Origin of the sequence: Mucilaginibacter inviolabilis (assembly GCF_011089895.1) — a bacterium.
Taxonomy (GTDB): domain Bacteria; phylum Bacteroidota; class Bacteroidia; order Sphingobacteriales; family Sphingobacteriaceae; genus Mucilaginibacter; species Mucilaginibacter inviolabilis.
Genome location: NZ_JAANAT010000002.1, coordinates 391,586 through 404,224 on the forward strand (window position 1 = coordinate 391,586; position 12,639 = coordinate 404,224).

A 12,639-nucleotide genomic window follows, 5' to 3' on the forward strand; every position below is an offset into this window, starting at 1 on the left:
TTTCCAATATTAGCAGCAGCCTCCGCCTGGCGTGCAGCAAGCTTCAGCAGGTGCAGCCAGGTTCACTAATTGTACTTTAGGTTTTTCCGCTACTGCGGGTGTACAGCATTCTTCACCTTTTTCGGTCGTACCGCAACTGCCGCCACGGCCTATCGCTTTACACTGAACCGCATCAGGGCGCAGGTCTACGGTTAAAGCATTGCCGTCAACGATCATTTCGTTCGGGAACATTTGGCGGGTATCAAACCCTGAATTACCGAACTCGATCTTTACCGTACCGTTCGGGTTAAGCGGCAGCATTTTTTCTAGAATGTCTACGATAGATAAAGCTTTGCCAACTTTCATAGAACGTTCCTGCTGATCAGCATTCTCCGGTACCCATAATTGCACGATGATCTCTGTCCAGGCATTCATGACACCGCCGCAGTCTACCGAAGTGATAGGCGCTTGTTTGATCTCAGTAATATGATAAGCTGCATCTACCAGTTTGCCTTCCGCGTATTGGAATTGCAGGTCAAGGTCGGGGTGCTGTAATAAGGTGTCTTTAAAGGTTTTCCAGTTGATCGCTTCTACTTTATTCATGGCTTTATAGTTAATTTTATCATTGCAATATTGCGATGGATTTAATCAAATTTTTTTTAACAGCAGGTAGTCTTCAAATCATACGCCGCAAAGAACCCGCTCATTTGTTCACGTAATTCATTCCAAACAGGCGGGTTGATGCAATAGCATACACTCACGCCATCAATGGTTCCTTGTATCAGGCCGGCATTTTTCAGTTCTTTCAAATGCTGTGAAATGGTCGGTTGTGCTAAACCCAATTCGTCTACCAGGTCACCGCAGATACAGGTATTCGATTTAATGATCTCCTGTAAGATGGCGATACGGGCAGGATGCGCGATGGCTTTGAGCATCACAGCTAACCTGTTCTGTTCTTCGGTGAATATTTCTGTTTTGGTAAGCCCCATAATTATATTGCAATATTACGATTAATATTTTAATTATCAAAAAAATAAAGAAAAATAATTTAGAAGATTGTCCCTTGTTCCAGGATCACAACAATATTTTAAGTAGGCATTTAAATGCCATTTGGTTGACAAATTCCTCCCAAGATTCCTATATCAATTTCGGGCGTAGTGTAATTATAATTTGATTAATGAAGATAAGACAGATCTGGTTCTTGACAAGATATTTAAAGCAAATGAATTTTAAAGTTAGTTCGTTATCAGTGAAATGATATGGTTTTAATGAAACTAAGTGAGAAAAGACCAGACATTTTAAATTGATTTTAACCGTTTTTTGTTTTATCACGGTTTTATCACAAAGAAAAAAGGCCTCACGAAAAATCGTAAAGCCTTGATTGTCAGAGTGGAGAATATCGGAGTCGAACCGATGACCTCTTGCATGCCATGCAAGCGCTCTAGCCAGCTGAGCTAATCCCCCGGATTGGGCTGCAAATATATCACATTATGCAGTAAAACACAATCTCTTGTTAATAATTTTTTATCATTCGCTGTATTTATGAATATTGTCGTCCGTGCAGAAGTCTTAAAAAGCAATAAATTCAGTATGGATTAAAATATAAACCAGGTCCTTTAAAATAAGTAAAGCCCCTGATGGGCAGGGGCCTTTACTAACCAATTATAAACCTAAATTATGAGAAGACTTTTTTTATCGTTTTTGTTATGGTGTAAAAGTAACACTAAGTTTTCAAATTCACCAATTTTATTTTGTAATTTTTTTGTAACATTTATCAAATGCATGTCTGTTTCGTATTTGATTCTCAAAAATACTAATAAAACTTTAATAATGTGATAAATTTTTTAATTTTTTATATAAATTTTAAGTATTGTTCTGTTTGATCGTTGTTTATTTATTAAATGAGTTTTTTTTTATTTGAAAAAGTAATTTAGTTCGCATTTTTTATTAAAAAAGTGTTAAAAAATTAGTTATATGAAATAATAGAAAATTTTTAACCCGTTTTTTCGCTAAAAAATCAATAAATTAATAAAATTATCATTTTAATAGGCTTGTTTCTCAAGAAGTGATTATAAAATCAATTCTTTTTGTCAAAATATAAAACTCCATAAATTCTATCTTATTGTTTATTGTGAAAGAAAATTTACTTTAAACAGGCATCTTTTTAAAAATGCTTTGTCACTTTTGCAGCGGATTTTATATTTTATTGATCATGACAGCTACTGAAGCCTCTAAAGAACATCCGCATTTAACACCCCTTACTTTATGGATCATGACTATTGCTACCGGTTTGGTGGTAGCCAATATTTATTATAATCAGCCTTTATTGGCCGATATCGCACATACTTTTGGTATAACCGATAAAAAAGCCCAGCAACTATCTCTGTTTACTCAAATTGGCTATGCCTGCGGCTTGTTATTTATTGTGCCCCTGGCCGATATGGTAAAACGCAAACAACTGATATTGCTGGATTTTATATTGGTTATTTTCGCTTTATTGGTGAGTGCACTTGCTTCATCCATACTGGTATTAACTATTGCCGGCTTTTTGTTAGGCTTATCGTCCATCATACCTCAATTATTAATCCCGATGGCGGCGCATCTGGCCAAGCCGCACGAAAGAGGCAAAAAGCTGGGCTTTGTCATGAGCGGATTGCTGATCGGTATATTACTTTCCCGAACCCTGAGCGGTTTTATTGGGCAGCATTTTGGCTGGCGCAGTATGTATTATATAGCTACCGGCTTAATGGCAGCTATGTGGCTCATGATATTTTTCTTTTTACCCGAGGTACAGCCCGATTATAAAGGCAATTATAAAAAATTGATGCACTCGCTTATTCATTTAATAAAAACGCAACCTAAATTGCGTATGGCTTCGTTCAGAGGTGCCTTATGTTTTGCAGGTTTCAGCGCTTTTTGGACTACCCTGGTGTTTTTATTAAAACAACCCCAGTTTAACGAGGGCAGTGCAGCAGCCGGAGCCTTCGGATTGGTGGGCGCTTTTGGAGCATTGGCGGCAGGCTTAATGGGCCGCCTGAGCGATAAAATGAACCCTTATAAATTATCGGGCTATACTTTATTATTAGTGTTGATCTCCTATGTTATCTTTTACTTCTCCAGCAGCAGTATCGCCGGACTTATTATTGGTGTAATTGTTTTAGATATGGGGGTGCAGGCCACGCATATCTCCAACCAGTCTATCATTTTTGCATTGATACCGGAAGCCCGTAACCGGCTTAATACGGTATACATGGTGTCTTATTTCGTGGGCGGCGCGTCCGGAACCTTCCTGGCCAGTTTGCTTTGGAACAATTACGGGTGGACCGGAGTATGTGCTATTGGCGGTGGCCTGGCGTTTATAGCGCTGGTAGCGCACTTTGTTAACTATAAGGCAAACGTTCGAAATTAGTATTACTGTACGGAGATGTTCAATTAGCATACGCTTTTTAGAATGTGTATAGGCCCCTTGTATTAAAAAGCAGAAATTTTTATTGCTATAAAAATGCCTTAAATACAGCTATTTACACGGTATTGTAAATTTTTCTGTAGATTTTAATGACTTTTTTGAGATGTAATTAATTTTTTGGCACAGGTTTGGAATACTAGTTATTAAATGTAACTGTTATGAAAGCTACAAAGAAAACCATTAAGGAAGCAGAGAAAGAATGGGAGAATCCGGTAGAGCCGACAAAAACATCAGATGAACGTGATGAAGAACAGATACTAAGGCAATACAAGGAAGCTAAACGCCGGAAGGATAACCTTACCGAAGACGACGATACCAAGAAACACTAAAGAAATTTAAAATATACAAAAACTAAAACTATGAAAAGCACCAAAAAACCATCAATCAGCAAGTTAGTAGCCAACTTTGATAACCAGCTAAAAAGAATTATCATGAACGATCTGAAAGCTATTAAAGGCAGAACACCATTGTTGCCAACCGCTGCTTAATCATTACAAACTAAACACTTACCTACAACACCAACACACGCAATGAAAAACTATAAAACACCATCAGCAAGTAAATTGATAACTCGCTTTGAAAATCAGTTGTTAGAAATTTTATTGGAAGATCTTAGAAATTTCAGAGCGAGAAACAGATTTAAACAAAGCAATCAACAGAAAGCCGCACAGCAAACACTGTCAGCTGCCTGATCCATATATACATTATACCTATGAAAAGATAGAGCCCTGCGAAAACAGGGCTTTATTTATTTTGAGCGTATTTGACAATCAGGGCAGCCGTTTTTTCTGATGCCCCAGGCTGGCCCATACGTTTGTCCAGTTCATCATAATCTGCCAGTACTTTTTGGCGATGCTCTTTATTATTAATCAGCAGGTTAATCTCATCGCTGATTTTGGCAACTGTACAGTTTTCCTGTATCAATTCCTGGATAACGCCCCGGCCAACAATCAAATTTACCAAGGATAAAAACTCAACCTTGATCACCATGCGGCCAACGGCTATAGTAAGCGGGTTGGCTTTATAAACTACCACTTGTGGTACATGAAACAGGGCCGTCTCCAGGGTGGCTGTCCCGGAAGCTACCACAGCAGCCTCGGCATGGCTCAATAAATTGTAGGTGGCATTAAATAATACCGGTATGTTTTGTCCGCCTAAAAACTGATCGTAATAGTCTTGTTTAAAAGATGGTGCCCCGGCTATTACTAACTGATGATCCGGAAAACGATCGGCAATACCTATCATTTCGGGCAGCAGGTTGCTGATTTCCTGCTTGCGGCTGCCGGGTAGTAGTGCGATAATCCTTTTACCGCTGAGCTGATGCCGTTGTAAAAAACCGGGATCGGGTTTAAAAGCCGCGATGGCATCCAGCAGCGGGTTGCCCACATAATCAACCTCCATGCCCCAGCTTTTATAAAAATCAACCTCAAAAGGCAGGATACAGAAAAGATGGTTTACCACCTTTTTGATCTTTAATACCCGTTTCTGGTTCCAGGCCCAAACTTTTGGAGAGATGTAGTAATTTACTTTTAAACCGATGGTTTGCGCATAAGCCGCAATTTTGAGGTTAAAACCGGGTATATCAATAAGGATAAGTACATCGGGCTGCCAATCATAAATATCCTGCTTGCACTGTTTGATATTTTTGAGAATGGCGGGCAAATTTACGATCACTTCTACCAAACCCATATAGGCCATTTCGCGATAGTGTTTTACCAGGGTACCACCCTGGGCCAGCATCAGATCGCCGCCAAAAAAGCGGAACTCAGCATTTGGGTCGAGCGCTTTGAGGGCCTTCATTAAATTGGCCCCATGCATATCGCCCGAGGCTTCGCCGGCTACCAGGTAATATTTCATTTGATGGGCTGCAGTTTAAATACAAATATGGCCAGCATAAATATAAAGGTGACAGCGGCTATACCGATCACCGTTTTATCCAGCTTTTTGCTGGCATACCACCTGATGATCAAAAGATTTAAGCCAATAGCCACGAGGTAAGGAGTTCCCGGTTTATTAAACAATAAAAAATTGCCTTTTAACAGGTACAGAAAAATGAACAGACTTATGGCCGGTAATATAGCGCCATAAATGGTGCCCGCCGTTACTGTGTTGTGCTTAAACATTGAATTTCCAGTTATTTAAATAAGGAATGGCATGATGCGCCGTCATATCAAACTGAACGGGTACCACCGATACATAATTGTGTTCCAGGGCCCAAACGTCGGTATCTTCGCCGCCATCATTTAATTGAAAAACACCGGTAAGCCAGTAGTATGGCCGCTTATGCGGATCAACCCTTTCATCAAATTCCTCGGCCCATTTGGCAGCCGCCTGCCGGCATATTTTAATGCCTTTAATATCAGGCGTGTTCGGGAAATTTACATTGAGCAGTGTAGCCGGTGGCAAACCATTGGCCAAAACCTGTAAAGCCAGCTCTTTAATATATTTTATGCAGTGACTAAAATCGGCCTGCAGGGTGTAATCATCTAAAGAAAAGCCGATGGATGGGATACTTTCTATGGCACCTTCCACGGCCGCCGACATGGTGCCGGAGTACAATACGTTGATAGAGTTATTTAAACCATGGTTGATGCCCGATACGCACAGATCTGGTTTTTGACCCTTGAATATTTTATTTACGGCCAGCTTTACACAATCAACCGGGGTGCCCGAACAGCGATACATTTCAACACCTTCGTACAGATCCACTTTATCCAAACGTAATGGCTTACCTATAGTGATAGCGTGCCCCATGCCCGATTGCGGACTATCGGGCGCTACTACTACTACCCGGCCTATCTCGCTCATGGCTTCCAGCAGTACTTTTATACCGGGGGCGGTTATGCCATCATCGTTTACAACAAGTATAGTTGGTTTCGCTTTATTCATGCTGCGAAATTACTGATATTTTGGGGGATGTAGGGGAGAAAAAGAGGGGGCTTTAAACGTTCACTCCAATAAATATTGTCATTCTGAACGCAGTGAAGAATCTGCTTACCGTTATGCTTATGCAAGAATAGATCCTTCGTTCCTCAGGATGACAAATGAATTTAGCTTCCCCCGTTGTCTGTGTCCTCACAGACAACAATGCAAATCGTCTGTGAGGACACAGACGATGGTTTAGAAGGTGGGGCTAGGCTACTCTTCCGTCAGAATGGTAAACACAAAATCAAGCGGCTCAAAATGGCGAATGAGCTCATCAACAAATGATTGTCCCCATTTTACGTACATCAGGCCAAAATTCTCGGTTCGTTCCTGCAGACTGTCTTTTGGAAAAAGTTCGGCTTTTACTACGGATAGCTGTTCCAGCCGAACATCATAATTGCGTTTTTCGGCGCGGATCAGTTTCTTTTCCAGGTTATCAACCGCTTTTTTCAGACGGGCCTGTACGGCTGCTGCTGATGGCGACAGTGTTGGATCGATTTTATAGGAACGCAGTTTGATCTTTTCAAAAACGGCGGTCAGTTCGCGCCATTCGCCTTCCAGTGAAAGATTATGATCGCTGTGTTTTTTTATCCATTCGGTTTGCAGCGCATCTGTTTGTTTAAACAGTGCGGCTACGTCCAGATCCATACGTTCAACTTTGGCGGCCTGTTCTTTACGAACCACCAAGGCCGAGTTACGTAATATCAGAATAGGGAAATCAACCTTGTAAAAATCAAAATTCGATTTCAGTTCCAGCCAGTACACTACTTCGGCGCCACCGCCTATATAAGCTATATTAGGCAGGATGCATTCCTGGTAAAGCGGGCGCATCACCACATTGGGACTAAAACGCTCTGGTGATGTAGCGATCTCCTGTTTCAATTCCGCTTCGGTAAAGCGGATGTCGGTATTCATTACCTGGTAGCTGTCCTGCTCAAAAACTATACGCTCGCGCAGCTGATCTTTCAGGTAAAAAAAGTTGATCTCGCGCGGATTAACCTGTATATGTACCCCCAATTTTTGCAATTGCTCGTTGGTGGCAGTTATATTTTTAAAGCTGTTTTGGTGGATGATATCCTGCTCTATAATGGGAGCGAACTGTTGTTTAAACTCGTGATCGTCGGCGTCAATGATCACCAGACCGTATTGACCAAACAGCGCGTTTACCAGATAACGGGTGGCATCGGCCAGTTTATCAAATTTGGTGTAGGCAGTTTCTACAATTTCGGCCAGTTCTTTGGAGTGACCTTCCATACCCAAAACACCCTTGTATTGGTTAAGGGCCTGCCGCATGGTATCGGGATTGATGCGCCCGGTAGCGCCCGAGGCTTCGTACCACCAGTGTACCTTTTTACCGCCAATGTGGGTATAGTTGATCTCGGCAAAATCATGGTCTTCGCTGGCCATCCAGTAAACGGGCACAAAGTTTTTATCGGGATGGGCTGCCTTTAATTGCTGGGCTAATTTTATAGCGGTAGCAATTTTATACAGAAAATATAAGGGGCCGGCAAAAATATTAAGCTGATGACCGGTGGTTATGGTATAGGTAGTATCTGCCTTCAGCAGATCGAGGTTGTGTTTTACGATGGATGGATAGGGCTCGTTATGGTTATACTGCTTGGTCAGTACACGGTGCAATATCTCCCGATCGGCAACAACTTTTTTGTTTTTCAGCAGCTCGGCAAAGCCGGCCATATCCGGGCGGTAGCTGTAAAAAGGTTTCAGATCGGCCCGGTTTTCGAGGTAATCAATAACCGTTGGCGAAAAAAAGCCGGTGTTTTTATAACTTGTACAGGAAGCTTCCATCTGTAAGCAATTATTGAATTAGTGATTTAGCGAATTAGTGATTTAACTAACTCTCCGTGTACGTCAAAAAACGTATGGAAGCCAAATGTAAAATCATTAGTGGTAACGCGCCACAAATTAACATTATTTTACAATTTGTCCATAAAGATCGAAGTCTTCGGCGCTGTTAACTTTCACATTTACAAAGCTTCCAACGGTGGCGTAGTCAATGCTGGCATCTATCAAAACCTCATTATCTACCTCGGGCGAATCAAATTCGGTACGGCCAACAAAGTAATCACCATCCTTTTTATCGATCAATACTTTAAAGGTTTGACCCACTTTTTCCTGGTTTTTATCAAACGAGATACCCTGCTGAATTTCCATAATGGCATCGGCACGATCCTGTTTTACTTCGGCAGGTACGTCATCCACTAAAGAGAAGGCATGTGTTTTTTCTTCGTGTGAATAGGTAAAGCAGCCCAGGCGATCAAACTTGGTTTCTTCAACCCATTCCATCATTTCTTCAAAATCGCGCTCGGTTTCGCCGGGATAACCGGTAATGAGGGTGGTACGCATGGCAATGCCCGGCACCCTGTCGCGGATCTCGTTGACAACTTCGATAGTTTTTTGTTTGGTAAGTCCGCGGCGCATAGATTTCAGCATATTATCGCTGATGTGCTGCAGCGGCATATCCATGTATTTGCAAATATTGTCACGCTCGTTCATTACATCCAAAATTTCCATCGGGAAACCGGAAGGGTAAGCGTATTGTAACCTGATCCACTCCACACCGTTCACATCGCTCAGTCGGCGCAGTAGTTCGTCCAAGTTACGTTTGCCGTACAGGTCAAGACCATAGTAGGTGAGGTCCTGGGCTATCAATATCAATTCTTTGGTGCCGTTTTTCACCAAGGCCTGCGCGTCTTTAACCAATTGGTCGATAGGGGTGCTCAGGTGCTTGCCACGCATCAATGGGATAGCGCAGAACGAGCAGGGGCGATTACAGCCTTCGGCAATTTTAAAATAGGCAAAGTGCGATGGGGTGGTGAGTAAACGCTCGCCTATGAGTTCATGTTTATAATCGGCGCCTACGGAGGTTAATAAATTCTGCAGGTCGTTGGTACCGAAATAGGCATCCACATTGGTGATCTCGGCTTCCAGCTCGGGTTTGTAGCGCTCACTCAGGCAGCCGGTTACAATTACTTTGCCTACTTTGCCCTGTTCTTTAAGCTCGCTGTATTGTAATATGGTATCGATAGATTCCTGCTTGGCGTTATCAATAAAGCCGCAGGTATTGATCACCACGATATCGTTTTTACCAACTTTATCGGCCTCGTGCACCACATCAAATTGGTTGCCTTTCAGCTGACCCATCAATATTTCGGAGTCGTATATATTTTTGGAGCAGCCCAAAGTAACTACGTTTACACGTTGTTTAACCGGTTTGGCTGCTGGCTTTGAAATTTCTTTTGTTTTCATAACACACTAATCATTGCAATAACCATAATGTCATTGCGAGGAACGAAGCAATCGCGAACTATGTATCAAAAATGCAAGGGAGGAGATTGCTTCGTCGTTCCTCCTCGCAATGACATATTTTTTATTGCTTAAACAAACTATTTACAAACTCGGTCCTGTCAAACAACTGCAAATGATCCATGCCTTCACCCACACCTATATATTTTACCGGGATCTTAAATTGATCTGATATTCCTATTACTACACCACCTTTAGCTGTCCCGTCAAGCTTGGTTAAAGCCAGGGCGTTTACATTGGTGGCCTCGGTAAATTGCTTGCATTGCTCGATGGCATTTTGCCCGGTTGAGGCATCCAGTACCAATAATATTTCATGCGGCGCGCCGGGAATTACCTTTTGCATCACATTTTTGATCTTGGTGAGCTCGTTCATCAGGCCAACTTTATTGTGCAACCTACCGGCAGTATCAATAATGACTACATCATCACCAGCGGCCACTGCCGAACGCAGGGTATCATACGCCACCGATGCAGGGTCTGATCCCATGGCCTGGGCCACTACCTTTACACCAACACGCTCGCCCCATAGTTTAATCTGATCCACCGCAGCAGCACGGAAGGTATCCGCGGCACCTAACACCACCTGGTTACCTGCTTGTTTTAGCTTATGCGCCAGCTTACCGATGGTGGTAGTTTTACCCACACCGTTGACACCAACCACCATAATGACATAGGGTTTGTGATTACCATATTCAAAATTCCGGAAATCGTTGCTGTTGTTTTCGGCCAGGAGTTGTTGTATCTCGTCTTTCAGCAAGCCATTCAGCTCGCCGGTGCCTACGTATTTATCGCGGGCTACACGGGCTTGTATACGCTCGATGATTTTGAGGGTGGTGCTTACACCAACATCTGATGTAACCAGAACTTCTTCCAGCTCATCCAGAACATCGTCATCAACGGTTGATTTACCGGCAATTACCTTGGTGATCTTTGAAAAAAAGTTATCCTTGGTTTTTTCCAAACCCGTATCAAGCGCCTGCTGCTCCTGCTGTGTATTTTCCTTTTTCTTAAAAAAATCAAATAATCCCATATTTTTTCAGATGTGCAGATTTTTTTGTCTGAACCCGAATTTATGGAATTTTAGAATCCACAGAATGAAATAATTCTGTCAATTCCTTAATTCGTTTAATTCCGGTTCAGACCTCAACAAAAAAAGCCCTCTCGTAAAAACAAGACGGCTTCGTATATTTTGATCGGCAGTGATTACAGTGTTTTACCTGCAATTGCATCCTTAACAAAATCGTTAGGGACAATTTGTGTTTTGAATGAATAAGCACCAGTTTTTGGTGATTTATTCATGGTGATCACTTTTGAATATTCTTTGCCTTTACCTGCTACTTTCAGTGTTGCAACTACTTTCTTTGCCATGTTGTTTAATTATTGAGTTAGTGAATTATTGAATTTGTGATTTCAGCTTAAAGCTTAATCAATCATCAATTGAATCAACTAATTATTTAATCTCTTTGTGAACGGTTACTTTACGTAAAACCGGGTTGAATTTTTTCAATTCTAACCTTTCAGTTGTATTTTTTTTGTTTTTGGTGGTAATATAGCGAGACATGCCTGGCATACCGCTTGTTTTGTGTTCAGTACACTCTAAAATTACCTGAACCCTGTTGCCTTTTTTTGCCATTTTCTTTTTATGTTGTACGTATAGCCTCACGGCTTACGCAATTTTTCAAATTATTCTGCACGCTTTCCATTTCACGTATAACGTAAAATCTCAAACGTACAACCTACTAAATGTATCCTTTTTTAACAAATTTATTGATACAGGCAGTAATACCGTTTTTGCTGATAGTTTTAACAGCTGATGTAGATACCTTTAAGGTAATCCATTTATCTTCTTCAGGGATATAAAACTTTTTCAGTTTTAAGTTAGGATGAAATCTGCGTTTTGTTTTAACGTTTGAGTTAGAAACGTTATTACCTACAATAGATCCTTTTCCTGTTAGATCACAAATTCTTGACATGACAAATATTTTTAATTATCAACCCTTTATTCAAAAAGAGTTTGCAAATATCAGACTTTTAAATCAAATATTCAAGTACGTTTTTAAAATATTTTTAATATAATTCCCCAATGGATGGAAAAGAGCCCGACAGTATACCTAATAGCGCTAAATAACGCTCATTAATAATACACAAATTGCCTTTCGGTTATCATTTCACCAATTGGGTACCCGATTTTAAATTTACCATCACGCGAGCGCCGGGTCCAGTTCCCGATTTCATCAAAGCTTTGATATTGATAAAGTATCTTAGATTCATATTTTAGCCCTTTATCTTTATATTCTTCTATCAAATTATCATTCTTATTGTACCGATATAACCACTGCGCATTCAGACTATCCTTTTTGTCATATATACTATATTCTGTCCGGTTATTCCGGTCATTATATTTGTACAAATATTTATAGGATAAATTACCGTTAGATAAGAAATTATCAAATTCAATCATGTTTCCGCTCAGATCATATTTTAATACTCCTTTATCGCCTTGGCTATAAAAAACAGTTTCCACTTTATGTCCGTTATCATCAAATTTTGTAGTGTATTTATATATGTAGTGCACTATTTCTTTCCCCAGTCTTGCGCCGGTTCGTCTTTCTAACAATATCCCATTTCTGTCATAAAGAGCTGTGTCCATGACCATAGTATCTGAAGGCTTTTTCGACATATATTCAATTTGGATAACCCGGGCAACTTTGCCATATAAAATATTACCGCTAAAGGGTTCTCGTGTTTTTTGAGCATATGTTTTCTCAAAAGCTATTAATAATAGGCTTGTGAGTAGTAATGTTGATAGTTTGGGTAGCATACTTTTTGCTTTAAATAAAAGTAAAAAAAGTATCCCATACACAGATGATATGTACTTCTTAAATTTTTTTAATAAGTATCGTTTTTAATTTATACTTAACACATAAATTGCTAATTTACGCCCT

General features: G+C 40.7%; 16 protein-coding genes and 1 tRNA gene. 4 read left to right on the forward strand and 13 right to left on the reverse strand.

What is annotated here, in order from left to right:
* Nucleotides 1-9 precede the first annotated feature (9 nt).
* The 3 genes from G7092_RS17845 to G7092_RS17855 form a co-directional block, all read right to left on the reverse strand.
* A complete protein-coding gene (locus tag G7092_RS17845; RefSeq protein ID WP_129568220.1) occupies nucleotides 10-582 on the reverse strand; it encodes a DUF6428 family protein in 573 nt (190 codons plus the stop codon).
* Between the two features lie 56 nt (nucleotides 583-638).
* Nucleotides 639-968 (reverse strand): ArsR/SmtB family transcription factor, encoded by a 330-nt coding sequence (locus tag G7092_RS17850; RefSeq protein WP_112658263.1) that lies wholly within the window; start codon nucleotides 966-968, stop codon nucleotides 639-641.
* Nucleotides 969-1,369: 401 nt separating this feature from the next.
* Nucleotides 1,370-1,443: transfer RNA gene (locus G7092_RS17855), tRNA-Ala, on the reverse strand.
* Nucleotides 1,444-2,191: 748 nt separating this feature from the next.
* Between G7092_RS17855 and G7092_RS17860 the strand changes: the two genes are divergently transcribed.
* The 4 genes from G7092_RS17860 to G7092_RS17870 all read left to right on the forward strand — a co-directional run bounded on the left by G7092_RS17860 (nucleotide 2,192) and on the right by G7092_RS17870 (nucleotide 4,137).
* A complete protein-coding gene (locus tag G7092_RS17860; protein WP_202985347.1) occupies nucleotides 2,192-3,388 on the forward strand; it encodes an MFS transporter in 1,197 nt (398 codons plus the stop codon).
* A 215-nt stretch (nucleotides 3,389-3,603) separates the two neighbouring features.
* On the forward strand, nucleotides 3,604-3,774 hold the full coding sequence (locus G7092_RS17865; protein ID WP_166091215.1) for a hypothetical protein: 171 nt from the start codon (nucleotides 3,604-3,606) through the stop codon (nucleotides 3,772-3,774).
* Between the two features lie 30 nt (nucleotides 3,775-3,804).
* Complete coding sequence (locus G7092_RS30835) at nucleotides 3,805-3,933, forward strand: hypothetical protein (RefSeq protein ID WP_262889501.1); 129 nt, start codon at nucleotides 3,805-3,807, stop codon at nucleotides 3,931-3,933.
* Nucleotides 3,934-3,975: 42 nt separating this feature from the next.
* Entirely contained in the window at nucleotides 3,976-4,137 is a 162-nt protein-coding gene (locus tag G7092_RS17870; protein WP_166091216.1) for a hypothetical protein, read from the forward strand.
* Between the two features lie 52 nt (nucleotides 4,138-4,189).
* Here G7092_RS17870 and lpxB read toward each other — a convergent pair whose 3' ends face one another.
* The 10 genes from lpxB to G7092_RS17920 all read right to left on the reverse strand — a co-directional run bounded on the left by lpxB (nucleotide 4,190) and on the right by G7092_RS17920 (nucleotide 12,515).
* Nucleotides 4,190-5,302 (reverse strand): lipid-A-disaccharide synthase, encoded by a 1,113-nt coding sequence (gene lpxB / locus G7092_RS17875; protein ID WP_166091217.1) that lies wholly within the window; start codon nucleotides 5,300-5,302, stop codon nucleotides 4,190-4,192.
* Nucleotides 5,299-5,568 carry a hypothetical protein gene (locus G7092_RS17880; protein ID WP_166091218.1) on the reverse strand — a complete coding sequence of 90 codons (270 nt, stop codon included), beginning with the start codon at nucleotides 5,566-5,568 and terminating at the stop codon, nucleotides 5,299-5,301. The genes lpxB and G7092_RS17880 overlap by 4 nt, the downstream gene beginning before the upstream one ends.
* Nucleotides 5,561-6,334, reverse strand: coding sequence for a 5'/3'-nucleotidase SurE (gene surE, locus G7092_RS17885; protein WP_166091220.1), 774 nt, complete (start codon nucleotides 6,332-6,334; stop codon nucleotides 5,561-5,563). Before surE ends, G7092_RS17880 begins: the two co-directional genes overlap by 8 nt.
* Before the next feature lie 249 nt (nucleotides 6,335-6,583).
* Nucleotides 6,584-8,176: a bacillithiol biosynthesis cysteine-adding enzyme BshC gene (bshC, locus tag G7092_RS17890; RefSeq protein WP_166091221.1), complete on the reverse strand. Its 1,593-nt coding sequence runs from the start codon at nucleotides 8,174-8,176 to the stop codon at nucleotides 6,584-6,586.
* 123 nt (nucleotides 8,177-8,299) lie between these two features.
* On the reverse strand, nucleotides 8,300-9,637 hold the full coding sequence (gene rimO, locus G7092_RS17895; RefSeq protein ID WP_166091223.1) for a 30S ribosomal protein S12 methylthiotransferase RimO: 1,338 nt from the start codon (nucleotides 9,635-9,637) through the stop codon (nucleotides 8,300-8,302).
* A 121-nt stretch (nucleotides 9,638-9,758) separates the two neighbouring features.
* Nucleotides 9,759-10,724 carry a signal recognition particle-docking protein FtsY gene (gene ftsY, locus G7092_RS17900; protein WP_166091224.1) on the reverse strand — a complete coding sequence of 322 codons (966 nt, stop codon included), beginning with the start codon at nucleotides 10,722-10,724 and terminating at the stop codon, nucleotides 9,759-9,761.
* A 173-nt stretch (nucleotides 10,725-10,897) separates the two neighbouring features.
* Entirely contained in the window at nucleotides 10,898-11,062 is a 165-nt protein-coding gene (locus G7092_RS17905) for a DUF4295 domain-containing protein (RefSeq protein ID WP_076376000.1), read from the reverse strand.
* Between the two features lie 82 nt (nucleotides 11,063-11,144).
* The gene (gene rpmG / locus G7092_RS17910) at nucleotides 11,145-11,327 is read right to left on the reverse strand and encodes a 50S ribosomal protein L33 (protein ID WP_022830075.1); all 183 of its coding nucleotides are present in this window, start codon (nucleotides 11,325-11,327) and stop codon (nucleotides 11,145-11,147) included.
* Nucleotides 11,328-11,433: 106 nt separating this feature from the next.
* Entirely contained in the window at nucleotides 11,434-11,667 is a 234-nt protein-coding gene (gene rpmB, locus G7092_RS17915) for a 50S ribosomal protein L28 (protein WP_022830076.1), read from the reverse strand.
* Between the two features lie 161 nt (nucleotides 11,668-11,828).
* Nucleotides 11,829-12,515 carry a hypothetical protein gene (locus G7092_RS17920; protein WP_166091225.1) on the reverse strand — a complete coding sequence of 229 codons (687 nt, stop codon included), beginning with the start codon at nucleotides 12,513-12,515 and terminating at the stop codon, nucleotides 11,829-11,831.
* Between the last annotated feature and the right edge of the window lie 124 nt (nucleotides 12,516-12,639).